The following is a 26018-nucleotide window of genomic DNA, read 5'->3' as shown; positions in this document are numbered from 1 at the left end:
TTGGAGCTGCAGTTGTTGACTCTGTTGTCGTTGTTGTAGTCTTATCACCGCTACCTTCACCTGAACCAGTCTCTAAACGAGTATATTTAGTGATAGTACGTTCATTAGGGAAGTTAGTTGCTTTCCACTTCAATGTGTTAGCTACTTTAGTTTTTGCTGGAAGATCTTCTGTAAGTTCTGTTGAATACTCAATCCAAATTGGCCAGCCCCAAACTTCTTTTAGTTCAAATTTGAATCCTGTGATTTGACCTGCTGCATTTCTTGTGAATTCAGCTGTCTTAGTGAAGTTATCGTCTGGAGTCAACTTGAAGAGTTCATTTTCATTTTGGATTCTGTTTGGTTGTTTTGGGTAACGAACTGCACGCAATGTACCTTCTACAAGAACTTGACCTTTATCACTGAAGTCATCTTCGATAACCATGTTATCCATTTTATCTTGAACAGCATTCAAAAGGATACGCCATTTGATACGTTTAGGGTTTTCTTTGTCTTGGTAACCGTATTTGTACTCATAGTCACCTGGAGTACCTACGTATTGCTCATAGGTTACATTGTAAGTTTCTTCACCAAACTTAAATGTGTACTTACCAGATTCTTTCAAATTTGTTGCGTTCGGACGAACTGAGTATTTCAAAGACATGACTTTGTCTTTGTAGTTTTTAGAGAAGTAATCCGTGAAAGTAATGGTTACTTTACCAGTTTTTGGATCCGTTACGGCATCACCAACCTTTTCACCGTTGGCGTGAAGGATTGGGAACTCAAGTTTAGTAACAAGTTCCAATTCTTTTGGAAGGTCCAAAGTCAAAGTATCCCCAGCATTAATCGCTTGTGAGTCTGGGAAAGTAAGGCTATTTGTTGCCTCCAAGACACGACCAGTCGTAATCTTTTTGTCCGCAGTTATAGGTTTACCATCAACCTTAACTTCTGTGTGCATAGTATATTGAGTTACTTCAGTAGCGAAAACTGTCGTCAGTGTCGCCAATGAAAGAACTAAGATACTTAACATCGCTAAAATACGCGTAGTGCTAAGTTGTGAATTCTTCATCACAATAAACTCCTTTAATTTAATCAGACATATCATAGCATTTTTATAATCCTTTTACAAGCCCTTTTTAGTTGTTTTTAAAGAATTTTTTATTGTTTTTTTGCTAAGAATGTTCTTTTTTTGTTTTTTTATTCATTTTTAGACGTATTTCGTCTTTAACGATCGTCTTTTTTCTCTCGAATTCCGACCAAGGTTAAGAACATCATCAAGATTCCAAGCAGGCTAATCCACCAGTTTGATTGGTCTCCAGTCTCTGGTAGGAGCTGGTCTTGGACAACTGGCGCTTCAGCTGTTTGAGGTTCTTGAGCTGAAACTGCTAATGGCTTCATTTCCTCCTCCTGTTTAAGAGTTGGAATTGCTGGGATAACCTTATCGGCTGGTACCATTGGTTTCAATTCTGGCTTCTCAACCAGTGGTTGAAACTCAGGGATGTGAGCCTGTGGTTTTTCAACCAGTGTTCCGATTTCAATAATCTCTGTTTGTGGTTCTTCTAAGACTTCTGAGCCAAGCAATTCTTTCTTGATTACAACTCCATCCTGCAAAGTCAAACGATACATATATTGACGTTTTCCTGGTTTACCTTTTTGTAGAAGAATTTGTGTACCTTTAGCAAACTTAGGATTTTCAACTATTTGTTTCTCAAAGTCAATTTCTTCTACTTGGATGAGTTCCTCTTGTGTAATAGTAGGAATTCGTTTTGTCCCTATCAAAATAACACGATTTACTGCTTTTCGGATAACTTTCGTATCAACCAATGTTGCAGAACGTTCTTCATCATTGAAGTAGTATTTTTCAAAAGTCTTATGGATGAGTCCATCTTGACCTTCTTGGAAGACTCTAGTTTCACCTTCTGGTAAGCTATCATCATTGCGATATTCTGTTTGATGAGTAATGACCTCATCCTCAGTTACTAGGACTGTACGCTCAACTCCAGTACCCACTACAAGAACTTGGTTGACAGGTTGAGTCGTGATCACAGTTCTTAGATACTCACGTTGAGTTTCTTTACCATTGACATAGGTTACTTGATAGTAGTCTGTTTGAGTTCCTTCTTGGCCCTCTACTTCGACCAGACGGTAGCTAACAGGCTTAGTCTTGTCCTCACGAACGATGATATTGTAAGGAATTGAACTTGTTGTGCTGATTTCCCTAGTTTCAGTAACTTGAGAACCGATATGGATGATCTGTTCTAGAGCTGGACGTAACTCCTTGATGCTAATCAAATCAGTCTTGACCAGAACACCATCTCTGTAGGTTAGTTGATAGACTTTTTCAACTAGACCTGCACGACCTTCTTGAACAAGTTTATGTTCACCCTTCGGCAAATTTTCATCTATAACAGTCACAGTTCTAAAATCAGTTTCCTCGGTTCTAGTTTCTTGCTTGACTGTAATATTTGGAACATGTTTTGTTCCGACTAAAATGATGGTTGGAACTGCTTCTCTGACAACTTTAGTTTCGATTAGTCTTGAAGAAAGTTCTTCATCATTGAAGTATTGCTTCTCGATTGTCTTATGGATTAGACCATCTTGACCTTCTTGGATAATCTTCGTTTCACCTTCTGGAAGAGTGTCATCATTACGGAATACCGTTGATCTTGTGATTCTCTCTTCTTGAATTTCGAAGATTGTGCGTTCGATACCAGAACCTTCAACTAGGACTTTATTGACAGGTTGAGCTGTAATGACTGTTCTGAGGTGTTCACGCTTAGTTTCCTTGCCATTGACGTAAGTTACTTGATAGTAGTCTGTTTGAATTCCCTCTTGGCCCTCTACTTCAACAAAGCTGTATCCAACTGGCTTGGTCTTATCCTTACGGATAATAACATTGTATGGAATTGGACTTGTTGCGTTGATTTCCTTAGTTTCAGTGACTTGAGTACCGATATGGATAATCTCATCTTGGACTTTCTGAACTTCCTTGCTACTGATCAAGTCTGTCTTGATTAAGACTCCATCTTTGTAAGTTAGTTGGTAAACTTTTTCTATGATTCCATTTTGACCTACTTGCACTACCTTGGTCTCTCCTTTTGGTAGGTCAGGATCTTCGATCTTTTGGGTCTTATAAGCAATATTCTCAATTTGAGTATTTTGCTCTACCTTGATCGTCGGTACATGTTTTGTACCTACTAAGATGATAGTTGGAGTTGCTTCTTTAATCAGTTTGCTGTCTACTAATTTCGTAGAACGCAATTCGTCATTGAAGTATTGTTTTTCGATTGTCTTGCGAAGGAGACCTTCCTCACCAACCTGAACAACTTTTATTTCACCTTCTGGAAGAGTATCATCATTACGATACTCAGTTGTGCTGGCTACTTTATCTTCTTGAATCTCTAAGAGAGTTCGTTCCACGCCTGCACCTTCGACGATGACCCTATTGATAGCTTCTTTAACAACTGTTGTCTTAAGATGTTCGCGTTTTGTTTCTGCTCCGTTGATATAGGTAACTTTATAGAGATCTGATTGTTCTCCGTCTTGACCTTCAACTTCCACGACCTTATAACCAATTGGTTTCGTAATATCTTTGCGAACTATTACAGTGTATGGAATTGGACTTGATTCACTTGCTTCTCTAACCTCTTTAACACGAGTTCCTACTTGGATGATTTTATCCTCAGGTTCTATAGTGATGTTAGATTCAACAAATGTTCGAGAAGTTTCTTCACCGTTCACCTTAGTTACAGAGTAGCGACTTGTCTTTTGCCCCTTCTTACCAGGCTGAATAATCTTAGTTGTTCCTGAAGGAAGTTGGTCTGTAAATTCCTCAACAGTATTGTAGTCAATTACTTCTGTTTCTTCTACAAGTTCCGTTGTCTCAACAATAGGTGTTGAATTACCGACACGGACGACACGATTGACAGCATCTGTAACCTTGTGTTCCGAAACGATAGTACGACTAATCTCATTACCATTCTTATAGCTTACCAAGAATGTTCGGATAATTTGTCCAGGACTACCTTCTTCCTCGACAACACTTTCACCTGCCGGAAGTGTATTGTCAGCGATATAGATTGTCTTAAACGAAACATCAATCTGCTCATCCACTGTACGTTCTGTCATTTTAGAAGTTCCGATTACAGTGATTTCATCAATCGCTTTTGGATCTTCCACTTTCGAAAGTTCCTTGCGAGCAACTTCAATATCGTCCTCATAGGTGACTTCATAGGTTATTGTTATTGCCCCTGGGGAACCCACTTGAGTAACCTTGTTGTAACCCTCAGGTTGGGTTTCGTCTTTTTCAATGACCTTGTTGAAGTCTTTTTCTTCGACAACAACTACGGATCTGACTGAGACAACCACACCCAGACCTTTAACAATAATCTTGTCTTTCTTCTCTTTGAGGGTGTTTTCATTGACCAAGGCACGGTCAACAAGTTCATCATTGAGGTAAGTCAGTTTGTATTGCTTTTCAATTCGACCTTTCTCACCGTCTTGACGGACTTCTTCGTAACCTTTTGGTTTCTTGTAGTCATATTCGATGACAGTTTCAAAGTCTACATCTTTGATTTCAGTAGTGTATTCTACTTTTTCTACTGCACTACCAACTGTGATAATACGTTTAACTGGTTGATCAATCACTTTTTCAGACGTCAAAGTCTTACCAGCTTCCTTACCATTCAGTTTTCTGATTTGGTAAGTCTTTTCAACAGAACCGTTCTTACCAGCTTGATTTTCAAATTGGTAAGTCTTTGGTTTTGTTGGATCCGTTCTAACCTCTGTATCGTATTCGACCGTTTCTTTCTCAGAGACAGTTTCAAAGGTTTCTGTCGCTGTACCAATCAAGATAATCTCTTTTGTAGGTTCAAGAATTGTTTCTTCAGAAATGATCTGACGTCCTACTACTGTATCACCAACTTTGGTAATCTTGTATACATTAACTTTCTTACCAGCGATACCTTTTTGAACAGTCTCCTTAAATCCGATAGGAAGCTCGTCTGTCTCACGAGTTTCGATGATGTACTCTGTTATTGTCGTTGTACGAAGTGTTTCAACCGTTTTATTACCAACGATATCCACTGGAGCTAATGGTTTGCCGTCTAGAGTGTTACGTCCTAGGAAGACATTCTTACTCTTAGCATTCAAGTTCACCCATTCCCCATTGTATAGTCTAAAGAAACCATTTTTGTTTGGTGTGTCTGCGATGAATTTGTTGTCTGTTGCTGTTACTTTAACACTATCGTTGAGACGGTTGATACCAAAGAAAGCTTGCATCAAGTCTTTGATAACTGCTCCGTCTGTTTTACGAGTGACATCGTAACGTTGCCATGGCTCATTGTCTTTATACTTGAAGGTATTGCTATTGACATCAATAGAAGCTGCGTTTGTACTTTCAATAGCGACCGCATTCTTCCATCTTGATTTAATTTTCGATACAGTCAACTCATTGTTGTCAATATTGATACTTCCTCTAGTCTTAGTAAATGGTACTTTTGTAACCTTGTTGACACGTTTTCCAGTAGTACGGTCAATAACACTTGCTACATAAGTTGTATCATCATTGATGTAAATCGGTAACTGCTTGATGTCATCTACTTCAATCTTGTTTCTTGAAATAGTGATGTCACCTGAACCGCCACCTTCAACACCTCTAGATGCTTGAGCAGTATTGTTGTTGACAGAGATGATATAGTCTGTCGAATCACCAGTGATGGTGTTTCCTTCAATGTTTAGGCTATAATCATTTGAACTTTCGTTGTTTCTAAAGAGAATACCAAATGTTCCTAGTTGTCCATTTTCAAATGATTTTGTTAAACCTTCAATGGTGTTATTTGAAATGACATAACGACCTTTATCAAGAGGTTTGGTCCATTTATGGTTTTTCTCATTTGTCAGGATAGAGATGGCTGTGTAACCACGGTAACGAGCTGGATCATCATCATCGTTTTCCAACTTAGAGTTTGGATCTTGTGTTACCTTGTTGTTACGAATAATGACATCTGTCATTGGATTGGCACGGTTATAGACCTCAATACCATTCAAACGGTCTCCAAGCGAGACGTTGTTTTCGATGAGGATCTTATTCCCGTCGTGAATATCCAAGCCTTTACGGTAGTTGTAGTTTGTATAGTTTCCAGTATAGGTAATGCCATCATTATAAGACCCTGCCATTGAGGCAGCACCATATCCAGTACCACCGTCCAACACATGACCGTTGTATGACAGGATATTATTGTCTACCACAAAATTACGTTGGTAACCGAACATAACACCAGCAACACGGTTGTTATGAAGGAAAGAGTTGGTTACCTTGTTACCGTCCATGATAGGAACATCTGGATCTCCAATAGACTTGACTTCATTTGAAACCTTCTCAGAGATACTGCTGTAACGGATTGGTCTACCGCTAGCATCATACTCTTGAGCTGTCGCCTTGCTTGAACTAAAGAAGACACCGGCTCTGTTGAATTTCATAGCACGAACATCATTGATCGTAACATTTGAAGAATCGTTTACGTAGATACCGTTTGAACGCCCAAAGTAAGATTTTCCTTTACGGTAAAACTCATTATCCTTAGTGTAGTCTGATGAATCATAGGCGTGCTCAACAGTTAAGCGGCCTACAGTAAAGTTATTCTGATTTTGAATGAGGACCGCAGACTCGTAACGGTTATCCGTCAAGTTTGTTTCAGGATCGTGCTCTCCATCTTGCTTTTTGTTAAACACAATTTTTGTATTGTTACGACTTGGACCACTACCAATCAAACCTTTTACATTGGCATAGTTCTCATCGATAACCAAGGTTTTCTTCAAGAGGACATTCCCTGAAACCATTACGGCAGCTCCTCCCTCGACCTCATTGGCTGCTTTCAGAGCTTTTTGAAGAGAATCACTTGCTTCAACCTTACCTGTTGTATCTAATCCGAAATCCGTAGCTTTTACATACTTACCGTATGTTGCATCTTCATATACTTTTGTATTGCTAGCAGCAGCTCTTCTGCGACGAACTTTAGGGATTGTAGATGCCTCTTGAGTTTTCTCTTTAGAAGCATCGGATAATTTCTTATCCCCCTCAGCAACTGATGTTTCTGCTTTGCTTTTCTTCTCAGCTTCTGGTTGCTCTTTTCCCCCTTTATCTGACTTTTCTTTATCTGCTTGTTCTACATGTGGTTTCTCTTGGACAGGTTGTTCTGTTGCTGGTTTCTCTCCAGCAACTTCCTTCTCAGCAGGAGCCTTGTCTGCTTCCTTTTCTGCCACTTCCGTTGTAGTAGTAGAGTCTTCTGGCGTTAAAACTGCAGACTTACCCTCATTAGTTATCGCCTCTTTCTTGTCTGTAGCAGTAGTTGCACTCTTTTCATTTAAGTTCTTATTTAATGAAGTGTCTTTTTCATCCTGATTTTGAACAACTGTATTATTTAAAAAATCAATTGTATCAGCTTTGACATGCACTTGACTTAATTGGAAGGTAGTTAAAATCCCAATTGTCAATAGTGAATATTTTGTTGATTTTTTAATATTCATTTCCTTTTTCTCCAAATTCTCATTTAGCCATCATCTCTTTATAAGATTTGAATTATGCATAAATATTTTTATCATACCTAAATTAGGGCGCAATATATTCATTCTATTCTATACAATAATACAGTGACCACGAGGGAAAGTCAATAAATTTTAACCAAAATTTTGATTTATCCAACTAACACCTTTTATTTGCTATTTTTTCTAATATTTGTGTCTTTTTGGTACTTTTTATTCAAAAAAGCTAGGAGTTTTTCCCTAGCTTTTTTGGTTCTTTTATACTAATTTTTCAAATACTTCCGAGAAGTTTTTGCTAATAGTTTCAAGCGAAACTTCTACTTCCTCTCGAGTTTGGTTGTTCTTAACCTTGACTTGTCCACTTTCGACTTCGCTCTCTCCCAGAGTGATAAGAGTCTTAGCTCCAAAAACATCTGCTGACTTGAACTGAGCTTTAAGTTTACGATTGAGGTAATCACGCTCCGCTTTGAAGCCTTGTTGGCGAAGAGCTTGTACCAACTCCAAGGCCTTCAGATTAGCCTCTTCACCAAGGACAGCAATATAGACGTCGAGAGTGTTTTCGATAGGTAGGGCCACTCCTTGTTTTTCAAGGACTAAAAGAAGACGCTCTACACCAAGTCCAAAGCCAAAGCCAGCAGTTTCAGGACCACCGAAGTAAGCAACCAAGCCATCGTAGCGACCACCTGCACAGACTGTCAAGTCATTGCCCTCAATCTCTGTAATAAACTCAAAGATGGTGTGGTTGTAGTAGTCCAGACCACGCACCATATTGGTATCGATGATATAGTCTACTCCTAGATTCTCCAACATCTGACGAACAGCATCAAAGTGGGCTTGGCTTTCTTCATCCAGGTAATCCAAGATAGATGGTGCATTCTCCACTGCCTCCTTGTCTTCTTTTTCCTTCGAGTCCAAGACACGAAGAGGGTTTTCCTCCAAACGACGTTGGCTATCCTTAGACAAGGTCTCCTTGAGCGGTGTCAAATAGTCAATCAAGGCCTGACGATAGGCCACACGGCTTTCAGGATTTCCAAGGGTGTTGAGGTGCAGTTTGACACCTTGAATACCAATTGCTTTCAAGAAGTGAGCTGCCATAGCGATCGTTTCTACATCGGTAGCTGGATTGCTAGAGCCAAAGCACTCCACACCAATCTGGTGGAATTGGCGTAAACGACCTGCTTGTGGGCGCTCATAGCGGAACATTGGCCCCATGTAGTAGAACTTGCTTGGCTTTTGCACTTCTGGTGCGAAGAGTTTGTTTTCCACATAAGAGCGGACGACTGGAGCAGTTCCTTCTGGACGGAGGGTAATATGGCGATCACCCTTGTCGTAAAAATCATACATTTCCTTGGTTACGATATCAGTTGTATCTCCAACAGAACGACTGATGACTTCGTAATGCTCAAAAATTGGGGTACGTACTTCTGCGTAGTTGTAGCGTTTGAAGATTTCACGCGCAAAGCCTTCAACGTACTGCCACTTGGCAGACTCAGTAGGTAAAATATCCTGCGTTCCTTTTGGTTTTTGTAATTTCATAGAGAATCCTCTTTCTAACTTAATAGTCCTATTTTACCATAAATAAAGGGATTGGGACAGTCAGAGGAGTAAAGAAATAGCTTTGACCATGCACAGTTGTAATCATTTTCACCCAAATACCTGATTTCAACTAGCATTTACAATCTGCCACAGGCATGATACAATGAAAACCATCAGATATACGAAGGAGAACTTATGAAAAAGAATATCTTGACAACCCTTGTTGCTGCCCTTGTCTACTTTCTCTGTATCGGAGTGGGAGTTCTACTAGGGAGCCTTGTCGACCACACTGGAAATATGTTTTACGCCCCTGCCTTTGCAGCCCTAGTAGGTGGTAGCGTCTATATGATCCTTTTAGCAAAGGTTCCTCGTTTTGGAGCGATTACTACGATTGGACTTGTAATTTCTCTATTTTTCCTCGGGAGCAAGCATGGAGCTGGAGCCTTTCTGCCAGGTATTATCTGCGGTCTTGCAGCAGATGGCATCGCTCACCTAGGACATTACAAGGATAAGGTTAAAAACCTTCTTTCCTTCCTAGTTTTTGCCTTTGGTACTACTGGTCCCATCCTACTCATGTGGTTGACCCCTCAAGCCTATATCGCAACTCTTGTCGCTCGTGGGAAATCCCAGGACTATATTGACCGCATTATGGTTGCACCGAATCCTGCTAATATCCTCATCCTTATCACAAGTGTTCTCATCGGCGCTTTACTTGGTGCCCTGATTGGACAAGCACTTAGTAAGAAATTAGAACATAAAACATCATAAAAAAGAGCCATCTGGCTCTTTTTTATTTATGACTTAATTTCTTGGTCAAGAAATCTCCCAAAAATTGGATAGAAAAGATAATCAAGATAATGATGAGGGTCGCAAGAATAGTCACATCGTGATTGTAACGGTTAAAACCATAAGCGATAGCTACGTTACCAATACCACCTGCTCCAACTGCTCCCGCCATAGCTGTTTCACCGACTAGTGAAATCAAGGTTACAGTCGTCACGCGAATCAAGTCTGGAAGTCCTTCTGATAGGTAAACACCCACAATGTCCCAGAATGTCGCTCCGCTTGCTTGAGCCGCCTCAATGACACCACCATCAAGCTCTGATAAAACTACTTGAACCTGACGAGCAAAGAAGGCAAAAACTGCAAAAGATAGGGGTACGATAGCCGCATTTGGCCCGATACTTGTCCCTACGATCAAATGAGAGAAGGGTGACAAGACAGCCAAGAGAATGATAAAAGGAACCGCACGGAAGATTGAGGTAATCTTATCCAAAACCCAAAAGACGAATTTATCTTCTAAGACGCCACCTGGTCCAGTTAAGACGAGGAAAAGTCCTGCAACTAGTCCTAGGAATCCTCCAATGATAAAGGAAAGAACTGTCATATAAAGTGTTAAGTAAATAGCTGTCCCCCAGCCCGCTTGACCTAACCAACCCATCTTGTAGACGTTTGGTAAATATGTTTGGATCAAGTCTGCCATCTTACTGTCCTCCCTTCAATACTTTTAGTTGTACACCAGCCTGATGGATAGCTTCTTGAGCTTTTGCCAGTGCTTCTTTTTCTCCAGACAAAACAACCACAAGCTCACCCACAGGAGTGCCGTCAAGAATTTCAATGTTTCCATAGAGAATATTGGCTGTTACTTGATAGTGTTTGTATAATTCATTCAAAAGCGGCTCATCTGTAGAAGCTCCTGCATACTTGAGTTGTACCAAAATGCTATTTTCAGATAAGTGCTCCACGATTTCTTGCTTTTCAATCTTAACCATAGCTTCATCGATACCAGTAGCCGTTGAGATAAAGTCCTGGGTCAATGGTTGCTTAGGATCTGAGAAGATTTCAAGAACGCTACCTTCTTCAATCAAGCGGCCATCCTGCATGACTGCCACACGATTAGCAATGTCTTTGACAATCTGCATCTCATGTGTAATTAAGACAATGGTCAAACCTAGTTTACGGTTCAAATCTTGTAAGAGAGATAAGATTTGTTTCGTTGTCTTAGGGTCTAGGGCAGAAGTTGACTCGTCAGAAATCAAGATTTTTGGATCATTGGCCAAGGCACGCGCAATGGCTACACGCTGTTTTTGTCCACCAGAAAGTTGTGAAGGATAGTTTTCAGCACGGTCAGCCAATCCGACCAAGTCTAATAATTCTGCTACTTTAGCCTTCTTATCTTTCTCACTAAGTCCAGAGTGTTTGAGGGCAAAAGCTACGTTTTCCTCTGCTGTCTTCTGACTCATAAGGTTAAAGTGTTGGAAAATCATCCCAATATCTTGACGCTTACGACGTAATTGTCCGGCAGTTAAGGTTTCTTTACCATCAAAAATCACATCATCATCTACAGTAATTCGACCTGCAGATGGTTTTTGTAAAAGGTTAATAACACGAACCAGGGTTGATTTCCCTGCTCCAGAATATCCTACAATCCCGTAGATATCCCCTTCTTGGATGTGAATGGTCACATCCTTGACCGCTGTGATAGTTCTCTTCTTTTGATGAAAAGTCACATCAATCTGGTCTAATTTGATAATGTCTCTACTCATAACTTTTAATCAGCTCCTCTACTAATTCAATATGGGTGTAATAATCGGCGATTCGCACATTTTCATCTCCACCGTGGTCTCGGCTATTGGCATTTCCTAGACCAAAGGCAACCATAGGTACTTCTAAGGCATCAAATACCGTATGCATAGGACCTGTACCAGCAGTTGTCGGTAAGACAGATACGCCCTGTGGATAGAATTTCTTGGCTAGCTCAATAACATTGAGAATGGCCGGCGCACTCATGTCACTTCGATAACTCATCTCACCCAAGGTATAGTACAATTCTACCTTATCAAAACCGTTTTTGTCTAGTTGTTTTCGGATTTTCTCCAAAACATCATGGGGTTCAAGCCCTGGAACCAAACGGACTTCTAGCTTGGCACTAGCCTCTGCTGGCAAAATCGTTTTAACTCCTTGACCTTGATAACCAGACTGAATTCCTTCGATATTGAGCGCTGGTTCAAAGAAAAAACGTTTTAGAAAGGCTGTACGTTCCTCTTGTAAAAGTGGCAATTCCAAGCCATAAATCTGACTGATTTCCTCTGGATTGCGTTGGGCATAGGTTTCAACCAAGGCTAACTCACGTTCGTTTGGTTCCTGCACATCATCGTACAAACCTTCTACCAAGATACGGCCGTCGGCAGCGCGAAGACTTGTCAAAGCTTGAATGAGATACCATGGAGCTGATTCGATGACTCCACCATAGCTAGAATGGATATCGACGTCTGCACTCTTGACCTTGGCATCAAAGGTCACAATTCCCTTGTTTCCACCAGAGATTTCTAACTGTTCTAAGGCATTCTTTGTTCCTTGTTCCCAGACTAATAAATCTGCACCTCGAAGTTTGTCCGCATGTTTTTCTAAATATTTATCCAAATCCATAGAGGCCGATTCCTCTGCCCCTTCCATGATGAAGCTGATATTGACTGGAAGATCATCGTGATGTTGCATGTATTTTCTAAGAGCACTCAAACGAGCAGTGATATGACCCTTGTCATCATCCACCCCACGCCCATACATAATACCATCACGCACAGAAAGCGTGAAAGGATCCTCTGTCCAGACTTGATCACCATCTGCAGGTACTGTGTCATAGTGGTTGTAGAAAATGATAGTCTTGGCATTTGGTCGTGAACTTTTGAAATGTGCCATGACAAAAGGCGCTGTATAGCTCTCGTCAATTTCAACTTCTGCACCAACACGTTTAAAAATCTCACCTAGATAACGAGCCACCTCTTTCAGGCCAACTTGTTGGGCAAAGACTGATTTTTTAGAAATCAAGGTACGCAAAACTTCAAAATAATGTTGCGCTACATGATCCTTTTCAAACTTTTCAATTTGTTCTTCTTGGCTAGGGAAAACCATTTTCTCTCTACCTTTCTACTAGGACTTGTACCTTTAGAATCAATACAAGTGGATTTCATTTGTTTTAGGCTCTATATAAAAGCAAGAGGTGGAAAAATCTCTCCCACCTCCCTGTGTTTATTACCAAACTGGTTGATCCAAGCCGTCTGAAGTTTCTTCGATGACTTTTTTCACTTCGTCAGTGTGGTAAGCTGCGATAATTTTCTTGATTGCATCAGCTTTAGGTGATGATTCCCAATCTTTTTTCGCAACGATGATGTTATACCATTGTTTTGAGTTTTCGTCAGCTTGCTCTTTAAAGAGTGCTTTCTTGTAGTCCAATTTTGCTTCTGTAACAAAAGTGTTGTTTACAACAGCTGCATCAACTGATGACAATGAACGAGCTGTTTGGCTAGCGTCCAATTCAGTGATTTTCAAGTTCTTTGGATTTTCTGTGATGTTTGCGATTGTCGCAAGTGCAGTTCCTGAAACATCCAACTTGATCAAACCAGCTGATTGAAGCAAGTAAAGAGCACGGCTTTCGTTTGTAGCATCGTTAGGTACTGCGATTTCACCCTTATCTGGGATTTCTTCCACTTTAGTGTACTTGTTTTCACTTCCGTTTAAACCTGAGTAAAGACGGATTGGTGAGATGTAAGTATCTGCAATCGCTACAAGATCTTTACCGTTTTCTTTGTTCCAGTTGTTCAAGAAGTTGTAGTGTTGGAAAGCGTTCAGGTCTACTTCACCATCAGCAGTTGCTTTATTTGGTTGTGAGTAGTCTGTAAACTCTGTGAATTCCAATTTAATTCCGTCTTTTTCAACCAATTCTTGGACTTTGTCCCAACGTGCTTCTTCTGAACCACTACGGTTAACAGTCGCAATTTTAACTGTAGTTTTATTGTCCGCTTTCTTGTCTGAATTTCCGCAAGCTGCAAGTGTAAGGCCTGCTACTGTAGCGATAGCTGCTACGCTTAACCATTTTTTGATTTTCATGATTCATTCTCCTTTAAAAATAATACCGTAATAGTATCTCATACTTTATTTGATTTCGCAAATTGTTATTAGATAGGCAGACATATAGTTTGAAACTATATGTCTAAAAGTTGCAAAATCATCCACCTACGAGAGAGTGGATGATTTACAAACTTATTTAATGTCAGCTTCTGCTGGCAGGTAAGAACCACCAAAGAACTGTTGAGACAATTTTTCAAGCGTTCCATCCTTATAGAGTTCTTGGATGCGTTTGTCCACAAAAGCCTTCAACTCATCTTGACCTTTGGCAAGAAGTGGGTAAACATAAGGTTGTTGGTCACTTGGGAGTTCGATGACTTTCAAATTGTCCAAACCTTGGTTTTTGATAACTGTCTCTACACCGATCTTGTCAAAAATCTTATAGTCAAATTGTCCATCGCTCAAACGAGACATGATTTGTTGGAAATCTGCCTTAGTATAATTAAGGATAGTTGGATTGTCCGCATGTTCTGTGTTGTATGCTTCCAATTGTTTAGCTGAGGTTGTTCCTTGAACGACTTCAGTGGATTTTCCACCGATATCATCAAGAGACTTGATACTAGTGTCGTCCTTCTTCACAACAAGAACGTTAGGGTTTTTAGCAGTTGGCGCTGCGTAGAGGTATTTCTCTGCACGTTCTTTGGTATAACTAAGGTTGTTAACGGCCATTTGGTAACGATCGCTATCAAGTCCTGGGAAAATCCCTGACCACTCTGTCTTTTCAAACTTGACAGTATACTTGTCTGAGTCTTTAAAGATAGCACGAACAAGCTCAATCTCGTAACCTGTCAATTCACCATTTTCTTCATAGATAAATGGTTTTGGCGATCCATTAGTTGCTACAACGATTTCTTTCTTACCAGATGTTGCTTCACCAGATGCAGCATCTTTCTTCTCACCACCTGAGCAAGCTGCTAATGTACCTGCAGCAACAAGCCCTAGGGCAGCAAGTGATGAATATTTAACGATTTTTTTCATGATATTTCCTCCAAAATAAAATACAGTCTTATCTTAACAGAAAAATTAGGATTGCGCCATTATATGATTTCTATATTTGCCATAGGTTTTCTTTATGGCTGATTAAAAAACCAAGCGTAGGACTGCTATCAAGACCACTCCAAAGATAACCGTCCCCACCAGATTGCGGTAACGAAAGGCGACAAAGGCTGTCGGAAAGACTGCTAGAAAGTCTAACCATTTTATCTGTGGTAAGCTTCCGATTTTTCCTGTCACCACACTTGAAAGAATCAAGGCAAAGATAATAGAGACTGGTAGGAATTTCAAAAAGCGCTCTACGATTGCTGGCAATCCTTTGTACTTAGCAAGTATGAAAGGAATCATTCTCGGAATCCAGGTCACCAAGCCAGAGAAGATAATTGCCATTAAAATATACTTACTGACCATCCAAAATCACCCCCATAGTACAACCTAGCAAGGTCGCAAACAGTACAGCTAGTGACTGAGACACCACTGTCAACAGTACAAAGAAGGAAAGGGCAACAACTCCTAAAATGATGAAGAGGTTGCGCAAGGGAATTCTTCTTTGCATAATCTGAAACTGAGATGTAAAAATTCCAATAAACATTCCGACTAGGGCAAAGTCAAGACCGAAAATCTCAGGATTTGGCAAAAGGCCACCTAAGGCAGTTCCGACAACTGTCCCCACAAACCAAGCTAGATAGCTGTTAAGGTTGTTTCCGTGCATCCACATAGGATTGACCTTGTCCCTATGAATCAGCTCTCCCATCAAGACCCCGTATGTCTCATCCGTCAAGAGGCTAGACATTCCGATATTATGCCAGAGACTAGTATGACGGAAATAGGTCGACGCATGCAAACTCAATAAAAAGAGACGCAGATTAATCAAAAAGACCGTCATAGCAATGGCTGCCACAGGCGCTTGAACTGCTATCAAGGCTATCATAGCGAACTGGGCACTTCCAGCATAGACAAAGAGACTCATCAAGCCCATCTCAACAGGTGTTACGTAGGGCGAACCGATAATCCCACAAGCAAGGCCGATACTGACATAGCCTAAAGCGGTCGGCATCGCAGCCTGTACTCCCTCCCAAAATCCTTTTTCTTTCATAAACCTCCTCATTCTTACAAATACATCATTCTATTGTCACAAAGCGTTCAAAACAAGAACCCTAGGGCGACTAGCATCGAGATTGATCGATTCGAATATGATATTGATTATTCTCAGGATTGTCATCATCCTCATATTCTGTGGGATAGACATCAATCCAGAGCTCTCTCTTTTGCCCTTTCAGTTTAACCTTGTAGCGATAACCGTCATCATAGAGCCCTACCGTATCAGTGGTCATGGACTGGTAATCTGGAAGAGCTTCAATTTCTGCTTTCATATCTTGGGTTATCTTATAAAGCACTTCCTTCTGTTGAGCCTTGGACGCCACAGGGAAATAAACCGCAGCCCCTTGTAAACGATGTGATTTTGAAAAAGTAAAGATCACGCGACCACTATAACCTTTCCATTTAAAATTTTCATAGTCGTAGAAAAGACGCCCTGTTTTATAGAGATAGGGATCTTTTGCACGCCAAGGATTGTGATAGCCTATTTCTGTTTCTTCTACTATTTCATGAGGTTTTCCAAACACTTTTTCAAAGGATTCGAGGGGCATGTTAAATGAAATAGTTTCAAACATGACCAATTGCGTCTTTTGAAACAGCTGAAAAACCAGCAGAGACAGCAACAATACCACTAGGGCAAGTGCTACACTAATTATTTTTTTAAATCTCATATTTCTACTATACTAAAAAACTCGCGTATTTGTCCAAGATAAAAGAGTTAACGCTGAGCTAACTCTTTATTCCATAGTATCAAAAGCGAGGCTAGGTTTGGCATTTAGTTCCAAGTCTGCAAAGTTCTCTTTGTTCCACTCGCTAACGCTAGCATAGGCAATCATTCCTGCATTGTCTCCGCAAAGACGTAGAGGTGGAATGATAACCTTGACATCGGTGATTTCAGCCGCCAAACGTTCTCTAAGACCTTTATTGGCCGCCACACCACCAGCCACGACTAGGGTTTTAACAGGGTATTTCTCCAAGGCCCTCTTGGTTTTTGCCATGAGAATATCCATAACTGCTGCTTGGAAAGAGGCAGATAGGTCTTCCTTGGACAAGCTTTCTCCCTTTTGCTCGGCATTGTGGTGGAGATTGATAAAGGCAGACTTCAAACCTGAAAATGAAAACTCCAGATTGTCTTCCTTGATCATAGCACGTGGGAAGTCATACACATCCTGACCTTGATGAGCCAACTCGTCAATCTCACGACCTGCTGGATAGGTCAAGCCCATAACACGACCGACCTTATCATAGGCTTCACCAACTGCATCATCACGGGTCTCCCCAACAATCTTATAATCACCAGCTTCAGAAACATAGACCAACTCTGTGTGTCCACCACTGACTAGAAGGGCTAGCAAGGGAAACTCCAAAGGTTCGACACTTTGAGCTGCCATGAGGTGACCAGCCATGTGATTAACGGGAATTAGAGGTAGTTCATGTGCCCAAGCAAAGGCCTTAGCAGCTGACAAGCCAACTAGCAAGGCTCCGACCAATCCTGGTCCGTAGGTAACCGCAACAGCTGTCACATCCTCTTCGCTAATTTCTGCTTCTGCTAGTGCCTCCTCGATGCAGGCTGTAATGACCTCGACGTGGTGACGACTGGCTACTTCTGGCACTACGCCCCCAAAACGTTTATGACTCTCAATTTGACTAGCAATGACATTGGACAAGAGCTCGTCATCGTTTTTTAAGACGGCGACACTGGTCTCATCACAGGATGTCTCAAATGCTAAAATATATCTATCCTTCATCTATTTCTCTCTTCATGATAATGGCGTCCTCAACTGGATCATGGTAATAGGACTTTCTCTCAGCGATGACTGCCATTTTTTCTTTCTTGTAAAATGCTTGCGCTCGGTGGTTGGACTTTCTGACTTCAAGGAAAATCTCCCTGTCTGTCGGCAATGTTGCAAACAAGTCTGAGGCTATTCCCTGACCTTGATAAGCTTTCTTGACAGCGATTTGCAAGACTTCTGCTTCAAAGTTATTCTCCTGAATTGCTAGAAAACCTATCACTTCTTCCCCATCATAAGCTAGAACGTACCAAGTCTGATCTTGAGACAGGTCTGCTTGGATTTGTTCCAACGTCCAAGGACTGACGGGATAAACATCCGTCATCACTTCATAGATAGTTTGTGCTACGTCAGGTTGCTGTTGGATTCGTTTGATTTCTATCATAGGCGTTTAATGTAGGACTCGCCAGACTCGGCGTGGTTCTTGAGCCAATTTTCCTCAGCTTCGACACGTTTGAGGTAATTCGGCACAAAATCGTGCAGGGAGTCTGCTTCCTTGTCCCAGGCCCAAAGAGCTAGATTCGCTGCGTTTGGTAAGGTTTCTTGATAGTTAGCCTGTGGCAAGTGCTCTTGAATCTGCTCGACAAAGGGGGCAACTTCTCCGACAAAGGTTACCTGGTCGGCATCCTTGACTTGCTCTAGGACCTCCTCGAAAGACAGGTGAGCTTCTGGAAAGACTGACTGGGCATTTTCATAAAACCCTGCATATACATTGTTACGACGCGCATCCATCAAGGGGACAACCAAACCTTCCTGCTGGCTAGGTACCAGAGATAAAAGGCTAGACATCCCAACTAGCTCGATATTTAGGGTATGAGCCAAGGTCTTTGCAGTTGCCACCGCGATTCGCAAACCTGTGTAGCTACCCGGTCCCTCTGCTACCACGATTCGATCCAAATCTTTGGGTGTCAAATCTAGACTGGCCATCAAAAAATCAATGGCAGGCATCAGAGTGATACTGTGATTTTTCTTGATATTAATCGTGGTCTCGGCAAGAAGCTGCTTGTCCTCTAAAACTGCTAAAGACAGAGCCTTGCTGGACGTATCAAAAGCTAATACTTTCATAACACATTCCTATCTTTTTGTCTGTTTACTATTATACTACAAAAGCCGACACAAGGGAATTTTCTTTGTTTTGAAACAAAAATGTCCTGCCAAATAGACAAGACAAGCACTTAAGTATTCAAGCCAAAGTAAAATACAAACCAGACCACGTAGGTTACGAGAAGTAGGAAAAACGAATACAGAGTCACGAAGCCAATCTTCCACAGGAGTTTGGCATTTCGATTCTCTAGGAGAGTATACAAAACATTGCCACCGTATACACAAGCAACAAAAATCATAAAAGCTACCAAACGAACTCCGATAGCAAAAGAAAATAAGTTATACATAGGGCAACCTCCTTGATATGGAAACGTCTCTTATAACTTTATTATAGCACTTGCATCTTAAAGTTTCAAATGCTTATACATGGCAAAATGAAACGTATTCCAAGCTCCTTACTTTCATGTTTCCTGCTTTTACTAATTCCCCTTTTTATGTTATAATTGAGATAATTGTAACGAATCAAGGTCAATCCAGACAGAAACTGAAATAGAAATAAACAGCTTCAAGCTGGTAATTTTTTGAATACAGCTGACCTGAAAACAGAAAGGAAACAAATGATTTACAAAGTTTTTTATCAAGAAACAAAAGACCGTAGCCCACGTCGTGAAACAACACGCTCACTCTACTTAGATATCGATGCTAGCTCAGAACTTGAGGGACGCATCATTGCTCGCCAACTTGTGGAAGAAAATCGTCCAGAATTCAACGTTGAATATATCGAGCTCTTGTCTGACAAATTGCTAGACTACGAAAAAGAAACTGGCGCATTCGAAATTACGGAGTTCTAATATGGCCTATACTCTTAAACCAGAAGAAGTGGGCGTTTTTGCCATTGGTGGTCTAGGAGAAATCGGTAAAAATACATACGGAATCGAATACCAAGACGAAATCATCATTGTTGATGCAGGGATTAAATTCCCCGAGGATGACTTGCTTGGTATCGACTACGTTATCCCTGATTACTCTTATATTGTCGAAAACATCGACCGCGTCAAGGCTCTCTTGATTACACACGGACACGAGGACCATATTGGTGGGATTCCTTTCTTGCTCAAGCAAGCAAATATACCTATCTATGCAGGTCCACTAGCTCTCGCTTTAATCCGTGGAAAACTCGAAGAACATGGCCTTTTGCGCAATGCTACACTTCACGAAATCAACCACAACACTGAGTTGACCTTTAAAAATCTTAAAGCAACTTTCTTTAGAACTACTCACTCTATCCCAGAGCCTTTGGGAATTGTTATCCATACACCTCAAGGAAAAATCGTCTGTACCGGTGACTTTAAGTTTGACTTTACACCAGTTGGTGAACCTGCAGACTTGCACCGTATGGCAGCCCTAGGTGAAGACGGAGTGCTTTGCTTACTCTCTGACTCGACAAATGCTGAAGTGCCAACCTTTACAAACTCTGAAAAGGTCGTTGGTCAGTCTATTATGAAGATTATTCAAGGTATAGAGGGACGTATCATCTTTGCATCCTTTGCCTCAAATATCTTCCGTCTCCAACAAGCGACTGATGCCGCAGTCAAAACAGGGCGTAAGATTGCTGTCTTTGGACGTTCTATGGAAAAGGCTATTGTTAACGGAATCGAGCTTGGCTACATCAAGGCGCCAAAGGGAACCTTCATCGAACCAAATGAAATCAAAGATTACCCTGCGGGTGAGATTCTTATCCTCTGTACGGGTAGCCAGGGTGAACCTATGGCGGCTCTCTCTCGTATCGCTAACGGAACCCATCGTCAAGTGCAACTCCAACCTGGCGATACGGTTATCTTCTCATCTAGTCCAATCCCAGGAAACACCACTAGCGTTAACAAGCTGATTAACATCATTTCTGAAGCTGGTGTTGAAGTTATCCATGGTAAGATTAACAACATCCATACATCTGGACACGGTGGTCAGCAAGAGCAAAAACTCATGCTCCGCCTCATCAAACCAAAATACTTCATGCCTGTTCACGGTGAATATCGCATGCAAAAAGTCCATGCTGGACTTGCCGTAGATACTGGAGTTGAAAAAGACAATATCTTTATCATGAGCAATGGTGATGTCCTTGCCCTTACTGCAAACTCTGCTCGTATCGCTGGTCATTTCAATGCTCAAGATATCTACGTCGATGGAAATCGAATCGGTGAAATCGGAGCAGCAGTCCTAAAAGACCGTCGAGACCTATCCGAAGATGGTGTCGTACTTGCCGTCGCAACGGTAGACTTTGAGTCTCAGATGATTATTTCTGGACCAGATATCCTTAGTCGTGGTTTCGTCTACATGCGCGAATCTGGCGACTTGATCCGTCAAAGTCAACGCATCCTTTTCAATGCTATTCGTATCGCTTTGAAAAACAAGGATGCCAGCGTCCAATCTGTCAATGGTGCTATCGTAAACGCCATTCGACCATTCCTTTACGAAAACACTGAACGTGAACCAATCATCATTCCGATGATTCTCACACCAGATGAAGAATAATAAAAAATTCTCTGAAATCCTATGACTTCAGAGAATTTTTTATTATTTAACGACAATTTCGTAACGAGTTTTGCTAGTGAAAGTTTCACCTGCTTTTAGAATGACTTGATCTTTCAGGTCACTGTGAATAGCATCTGGTAAAGCCTGTGCTTCAAGAGCAATTCCATTGTGCTGCATCATTGGCTGACCCGCAATAATGACACTATCATCGACAAAGTTTGCGGTGTAAACTACAAAGCAAGGTGCTTCTGTCTTGAAGAGAAGGAAGCGACCTGAATTTTGGTCATAGAGGAAACCAGCATTGTCATGTCCTGCAGGCAGAGCAAATGGGTGGTCCAAACCAGATACGAGTTGGATTTGCTCATCTTCTTCTGCAAAGATATCTTTCAACAAGGCGCCATTGTAGATATGTTTGACCACATCACGATTAGCATCTGGAGCTTTAGCTGGGACACCGTCAGGAGCGATTGGATAAATACCTTCTGTATTCAGTTGGAAAACATGGCGGTCAACCGTCTGAGTGAAATCGCCAGACAAGTTAAAGTAGCTATGGTTGGTCGGATTGACCAAGGTATCCTGGTCCGTCGTCACCTTGTAGCTAACTTCGTAGGCCCCATTTTCTTCTAATTTGTAGCTAATCCAAATCTTAAGATTACCTGGGAAGCCTCCTGTACCGTCTGTTCTTTCTGTGTAAAGAGTCAAACCATGGTCGCTCACCTCGACTAGCTCAAACAAACTAGAATCCCAACCTGTTGAGCCACTGTGGTTACAGTTGCTTGCGTTATTGACTTCGAGTTCATAGGTTTCCCCATTCAATTCGAATGTCGCACCTGCGATACGACCTGCAACTGGACCTACACTCGCTCCATGTTTAGGACTGTTACCTACATAGCTGTCAAAATCATCAAAACCTAGGATAACATTGGCAAAATTACCAGCCTTATCAGGAGTTACATAGCGTAGAATCGTTGCACCATAGGTCATGATTTCTAGTTGGTAGCCTGCTTCTGTTTCAAAGCGATAAGCGACAACATCCTTGTCATCAACTTTCCCAAATACACGTTCTGTGTATGTTTTCATCCTTTTCTCCTTATTATTTGAATTCGTGAATAATAACACCTTGAACGACGCGGTTTACTGTACCTGTAGGTGATGGTGTATCAGGTCTGTTGCCAACCTTAAGCGAAGTCAAGAGAGCAAATAGTTGACCATAAACAATATAAGGGAATACACGGTAAACGTCATTCAAGACACTGCCACAGCCAAGTGCTACTTCCTTAACGTTTTCAAGACCAAAAGCTTGATCACTCAAGAGAACAACGCGACGAGCGATTTGGTCCCCTGCAACTTCACGAACCAAGTCTAAGTCATACTTACGAGTATAGTTCGTTGTAGTACCAAAAACTAAAACTACAGTATCTTCATTGATAAGAGATTTTGGACCGTGACGGAAGCCGACTGGACTTTCATACATTGTCGCAACCCGACCAGCAGTCAATTCCAAAATTTTCAGTTGTGCCTCATGAGCAAGTCCGAAGAATGGACCTGCACCTAAGTAAATCACTCGGTTAAAGTCTAGGTCAACCAACTCTTTCACATCTGCCACATTGTCAAGAACTTTACGAGCAAGACTAGAAAGCACTTCAAAACGTTCAGCTTTAACAGCAAATTCAGTTGGATCGAAGACCAAAAGTGCTGTCAACATCATTGAAGTAAAGCTTGATGTCATAGCAAATCCAGCATCGTTAGAAGCTGCCGGTTGCAAGAGCAAGAGGTTGCGATCATCACCGTGAGCTTGAAGTGCTAATTTCCCTTCAGCCGCACAAGTGATCGTTACTTGATAAAGATCGTCAACTAAAGCCTTAGCCAAGTCAACTGTTGCCACACTCTCAGGTGAGTTCCCGCTACGTGCAAATGATACCAAAACAGTTGCCACATCTTTTTTCAAATAGGTTTGTGGGGTGGCAACGATATCTGTTGTCGCAATAGCATTGAAATTCCATTTACGTTCGTCATAGACTTCCTTGAAGTATGGAACCAAGGTATCACCTACATAAGCTGAAGTTCCAGCACCAGTCAGGATAACCTTGATATAGTCATGTTTATCTGCAATTCCTTGCAAAAAGGCTGCAATTTCATCACGGCGTGCTTGGTATGATTCAAAAGCTTCCTTCCAAACATCTGGTTGTTGGTAAATTTCGCGTGTGGTGATCTCTGCTCCCAACTCAAGCAAATCTTCTTTTGTATAATCTAGCATTGAAAACCTCTAATCTAATATTGTTTCATGATTGAAAACATGGGAATGGGAGTCGCTCCCATTCCCATGTATATTTTCTATAAGATGATTTAACGTTTTAACGCAATCACATCTTATACTCAATGAAAATCAAAGAGCAAACTAGGAAGCTAGCCGAAGGCTGTACTCAAGTACGGCAAGGCGAAGCTGACGTGGTTTGAATTTGATTTTTGAAGAGTATTATTCATCTTCATCGTCGTCGAAGCTCGCCAATAAATCATTAACTTTCACAATGCTTTCTGAAGCACGACTCTTATAGTCCGCATCCATTCCAGTTAGGCTTGCATTGATAAACTCAATGACCATTGGAAGGTTCATTCCTGCATAAAGTTCAATGTCACGACCTTCCATAATCAAACGGCTCACCACGTTACATGGAGTTCCGCCAAGAAGATCCGCAAAGACTAGGAAATCATCCAATCCTTCAACAGCAGCTTCAAATTTAGCAGTAAATTCTTCTGGTCCATCTTCTGGAAGAAGAGCAACCGCATGAATGTTGTCTTGTGGTCCCATAATCATCTCTGTGCTACCTTTAAGTTCTTCACAGAAACGACCGTGGCTCACTAGAATTAATGATTTAGTCATAAATTATGCGCCCATTCCAAGTGCAAATTTACCAAGAGCAGAAAGAGCCAAGGCAAGCACGATAATGATACCGATAGCTTTTGTAGAGTTCATACCTTTCTTACCAAGCAACCAGAAGATGAAGGCAGTGAAGATTGCTGGAAGCAAACGTGGGAAGATTGAGTTCAAGATATCTTGGAAGTCAATCATCTTTTCACCGATTGGCAATTTGTAAGAAATTTCAAAGTTAATCATTGTTGCTACAAGAGCACCCATCATGAATACACCAAGTACAGATGCAGCTTCAATCAAAGCTGTCAAAGTACTTTGCATGTTGTTGATAAGGTTAACCCCTTCTTTGTATGCAAATTCCAACTGTTTCCAACGGAAGATGTCATAAGCTACTGCAACTGCGATCCAAAGGAAGATACCCCAAGGTTGACCAGCGATAGCCATTGTTGCAGCGATAGATCCCATGATAGCAGGTACAAGTGAACCAAAGATTGTATCTCCAAGAGGAGCGAATGGTCCCATCAAACCTGTCTTGATACCGTTAACCGCATCTTTTGAGCCAACGCCATCTTTTTCTTCCATAGCAAGGTCAAAACCAGCGATAATTGTGTGGAAGAATGGTGAAGTGTTGAAGAATTGAGTATGAACTTTCATCATTTCTTTCAACTCAGGAGTTCCATCTCCATACATTTTACGCAATTGTGGCAAGATCATGTAAAGGTAACCTGATGCTTGCATACGTTCGTAGTTCCATCCCAATTGGAAAGTGAACAAGCTACGTTTGTTAATTTGATTAAAATCTTCTTTTGTTAATTTGTAATTAGAATTCGTCATCTTCAATTTCCCCACTTTCTGATGGTGTAGAAGGTGCTGCTACAGCAACTTTTTGGCTGTTCTTGAAGTGAACAACTGCAAGGAAGATACCCACGATAGAGATACCGATCATAGACAATCCTTTGAAGTTGTTAACAAAGCCAATTTTTTCAGCAACTTCAGCAGGAAGAGTGCCAATGATTCCAGCAACTGCTCCACCAAGACTTGTTACGTTTGAGTAAAGTACAGTCAACATAGCTGTCAAACCGAATCCCATAGCAAGGTAGTGAAGGTTACGTTTAACTGGAAGGTAACGAAGCAAGATAGCGAATCCAAGACCTGGAAGCATACGACCTGCAAGAGTCAAACCGTCTGCAACCCATTGGTATTCTTTAACAAGGTTTACAACACCTTGTACGAATTCTCCACCGAAAGCAAGGGCGAAGAAGACTGGAAGGGCACGAGAAAGAGCCCAAGGAACTGCACCAAGAAGATAGTTACGTTCGATTCCTTTGTAGTCAAAGCGTTCGATCGCAGCATCAATACGGTGAGCGAAGAATGTTGTAGTCATACGACCAAGTACGTCGAAGTAAGTCAAAAGTGCCGCTACTGGTACAGCGATTGTAGTGATCGCAAGATCTGTTTCGATTCCTTGTGAAACTGAGAAAGCTGTCGCAAGAACCGCACCAGAAGTTGCGTCGATACGAGAAGCACCACCGAAGGTACCTACCCCAAGTACGAACAACTGCAAGCTACCACCGATAAACAAACCAGTTGTCAAATCTCCCATGACTAAACCAGTAATGAAACCCGCGAATACAGGGGAACCTGCAGAAGAAACGATCGTCAACTCATCACAGATTTGATAAGCTGAGTACAAAGTGAGAAGTAAAATTTGCCACCATTGTATCATAACA

23 protein-coding genes are annotated in these 26018 nt (G+C 41.3%); 3 read left to right on the top strand and 20 right to left on the bottom strand.

Features of this window, described 5'->3' with window-relative positions; all coding sequences use genetic code 11:
• From HMPREF2957_RS00560 to hisS, 3 genes are all read right to left on the bottom strand, one after another.
• The coding region (locus HMPREF2957_RS00560; RefSeq protein WP_261674138.1) for an Ig-like domain-containing protein at nt 1-1045 on the bottom strand (1045 nt) is incomplete at its 3' end.
• A 155-nt stretch (nt 1046-1200) separates the two neighbouring features.
• Nucleotides 1201-7503 (bottom strand): G5 domain-containing protein, encoded by a 6303-nt coding sequence (locus tag HMPREF2957_RS00555; protein WP_070676990.1) that lies wholly within the window; start codon nt 7501-7503, stop codon nt 1201-1203.
• Nucleotides 7504-7776: 273 nt separating this feature from the next.
• Entirely contained in the window at nt 7777-9054 is a 1278-nt protein-coding gene (gene hisS, locus HMPREF2957_RS00550; RefSeq protein ID WP_070676989.1) for a histidine--tRNA ligase, read from the bottom strand.
• A 195-nt stretch (nt 9055-9249) separates the two neighbouring features.
• On the opposite strand from hisS, the gene HMPREF2957_RS00545 reads away from it, so the two are divergent.
• Complete coding sequence (locus HMPREF2957_RS00545) at nt 9250-9822, top strand: MptD family putative ECF transporter S component (RefSeq protein WP_070676988.1); 573 nt, start codon at nt 9250-9252, stop codon at nt 9820-9822.
• Nucleotides 9823-9844: 22 nt separating this feature from the next.
• On the opposite strand, the gene HMPREF2957_RS00540 is transcribed toward HMPREF2957_RS00545, so the two are convergent.
• From HMPREF2957_RS00540 to HMPREF2957_RS00485, 12 genes are all read right to left on the bottom strand, one after another.
• Nucleotides 9845-10537, bottom strand: a complete 693-nt coding sequence (locus HMPREF2957_RS00540; RefSeq protein WP_070676987.1) for a methionine ABC transporter permease — start codon at nt 10535-10537, stop codon at nt 9845-9847.
• A 1-nt stretch (nt 10538) separates the two neighbouring features.
• Nucleotides 10539-11600 carry a methionine ABC transporter ATP-binding protein gene (locus tag HMPREF2957_RS00535; RefSeq protein WP_070676986.1) on the bottom strand — a complete coding sequence of 354 codons (1062 nt, stop codon included), beginning with the start codon at nt 11598-11600 and terminating at the stop codon, nt 10539-10541.
• Entirely contained in the window at nt 11593-12966 is a 1374-nt protein-coding gene (locus tag HMPREF2957_RS00530) for a M20 family metallopeptidase (RefSeq protein WP_070676985.1), read from the bottom strand. The genes HMPREF2957_RS00535 and HMPREF2957_RS00530 overlap by 8 nt, the downstream gene beginning before the upstream one ends.
• Nucleotides 12967-13086: 120 nt before the next feature.
• Nucleotides 13087-13941 (bottom strand): MetQ/NlpA family ABC transporter substrate-binding protein, encoded by an 855-nt coding sequence (locus tag HMPREF2957_RS00525; protein WP_070676984.1) that lies wholly within the window; start codon nt 13939-13941, stop codon nt 13087-13089.
• Nucleotides 13942-14094: 153 nt separating this feature from the next.
• Nucleotides 14095-14937 (bottom strand): amino acid ABC transporter substrate-binding protein, encoded by an 843-nt coding sequence (locus tag HMPREF2957_RS00520; RefSeq protein ID WP_070676983.1) that lies wholly within the window; start codon nt 14935-14937, stop codon nt 14095-14097.
• Between the two features lie 102 nt (nt 14938-15039).
• Nucleotides 15040-15363, bottom strand: a complete 324-nt coding sequence (locus HMPREF2957_RS00515) for an AzlD domain-containing protein (RefSeq protein WP_070676982.1) — start codon at nt 15361-15363, stop codon at nt 15040-15042.
• Complete coding sequence (locus HMPREF2957_RS00510) at nt 15353-16048, bottom strand: AzlC family ABC transporter permease (RefSeq protein ID WP_148131961.1); 696 nt, start codon at nt 16046-16048, stop codon at nt 15353-15355. The genes HMPREF2957_RS00515 and HMPREF2957_RS00510 overlap by 11 nt, the downstream gene beginning before the upstream one ends.
• Nucleotides 16049-16118: 70 nt before the next feature.
• The gene (locus HMPREF2957_RS00505; RefSeq protein ID WP_070676981.1) at nt 16119-16721 is read right to left on the bottom strand and encodes a hypothetical protein; all 603 of its coding nucleotides are present in this window, start codon (nt 16719-16721) and stop codon (nt 16119-16121) included.
• A 66-nt stretch (nt 16722-16787) separates the two neighbouring features.
• On the bottom strand, nt 16788-17798 hold the full coding sequence (gene tsaD, locus HMPREF2957_RS00500; RefSeq protein ID WP_070676980.1) for a tRNA (adenosine(37)-N6)-threonylcarbamoyltransferase complex transferase subunit TsaD: 1011 nt from the start codon (nt 17796-17798) through the stop codon (nt 16788-16790).
• Nucleotides 17788-18225, bottom strand: coding sequence for a ribosomal protein S18-alanine N-acetyltransferase (gene rimI, locus HMPREF2957_RS00495; RefSeq protein WP_070676979.1), 438 nt, complete (start codon nt 18223-18225; stop codon nt 17788-17790). Before rimI ends, tsaD begins: the two co-directional genes overlap by 11 nt.
• A complete protein-coding gene (tsaB, locus tag HMPREF2957_RS00490; RefSeq protein WP_070676978.1) occupies nt 18222-18905 on the bottom strand; it encodes a tRNA (adenosine(37)-N6)-threonylcarbamoyltransferase complex dimerization subunit type 1 TsaB in 684 nt (227 codons plus the stop codon). Before tsaB ends, rimI begins: the two co-directional genes overlap by 4 nt.
• A 110-nt stretch (nt 18906-19015) precedes the next feature.
• A complete protein-coding gene (locus tag HMPREF2957_RS00485; protein ID WP_070676977.1) occupies nt 19016-19231 on the bottom strand; it encodes a hypothetical protein in 216 nt (71 codons plus the stop codon).
• 270 nt (nt 19232-19501) lie between these two features.
• Between HMPREF2957_RS00485 and HMPREF2957_RS00480 the strand changes: the two genes are divergently transcribed.
• A complete protein-coding gene (locus tag HMPREF2957_RS00480) occupies nt 19502-19735 on the top strand; it encodes a DNA-dependent RNA polymerase subunit epsilon (RefSeq protein ID WP_070676976.1) in 234 nt (77 codons plus the stop codon).
• Nucleotide 19736: 1 nt separating this feature from the next.
• On the top strand, nt 19737-21416 hold the full coding sequence (gene rnjA / locus HMPREF2957_RS00475) for a ribonuclease J1 (protein ID WP_004250408.1): 1680 nt from the start codon (nt 19737-19739) through the stop codon (nt 21414-21416).
• Between the two features lie 42 nt (nt 21417-21458).
• Here rnjA and HMPREF2957_RS00470 read toward each other — a convergent pair whose 3' ends face one another.
• From HMPREF2957_RS00470 to HMPREF2957_RS00450, 5 genes are all read right to left on the bottom strand, one after another.
• Nucleotides 21459-22496 carry an aldose epimerase family protein gene (locus HMPREF2957_RS00470; protein WP_070676975.1) on the bottom strand — a complete coding sequence of 346 codons (1038 nt, stop codon included), beginning with the start codon at nt 22494-22496 and terminating at the stop codon, nt 21459-21461.
• Nucleotides 22497-22509: 13 nt separating this feature from the next.
• On the bottom strand, nt 22510-23673 hold the full coding sequence (locus HMPREF2957_RS00465) for an SIS domain-containing protein (protein ID WP_070676974.1): 1164 nt from the start codon (nt 23671-23673) through the stop codon (nt 22510-22512).
• A gap of 219 nt (nt 23674-23892) precedes the next feature.
• Nucleotides 23893-24297 (bottom strand): PTS sugar transporter subunit IIA, encoded by a 405-nt coding sequence (locus tag HMPREF2957_RS00460; RefSeq protein ID WP_000167445.1) that lies wholly within the window; start codon nt 24295-24297, stop codon nt 23893-23895.
• Nucleotides 24298-24300: 3 nt separating this feature from the next.
• Entirely contained in the window at nt 24301-25122 is an 822-nt protein-coding gene (locus tag HMPREF2957_RS00455) for a PTS system mannose/fructose/sorbose family transporter subunit IID (protein ID WP_049496691.1), read from the bottom strand.
• Nucleotides 25109-26014, bottom strand: coding sequence for a PTS mannose/fructose/sorbose/N-acetylgalactosamine transporter subunit IIC (locus HMPREF2957_RS00450; protein WP_016466413.1), 906 nt, complete (start codon nt 26012-26014; stop codon nt 25109-25111). Before HMPREF2957_RS00450 ends, HMPREF2957_RS00455 begins: the two co-directional genes overlap by 14 nt.
• Between the last annotated feature and the right edge of the window lie 4 nt (nt 26015-26018).

The sequence above is a fragment of the Streptococcus sp. HMSC062D07 genome, from assembly GCF_001814215.1.
In the GTDB taxonomy this organism is placed as follows: domain Bacteria; phylum Bacillota; class Bacilli; order Lactobacillales; family Streptococcaceae; genus Streptococcus; species Streptococcus infantis_I.
The sequence above is the reverse complement of the archived record's forward strand: the minus strand, read 5'-3'. Positions and strand labels throughout refer to the sequence as shown.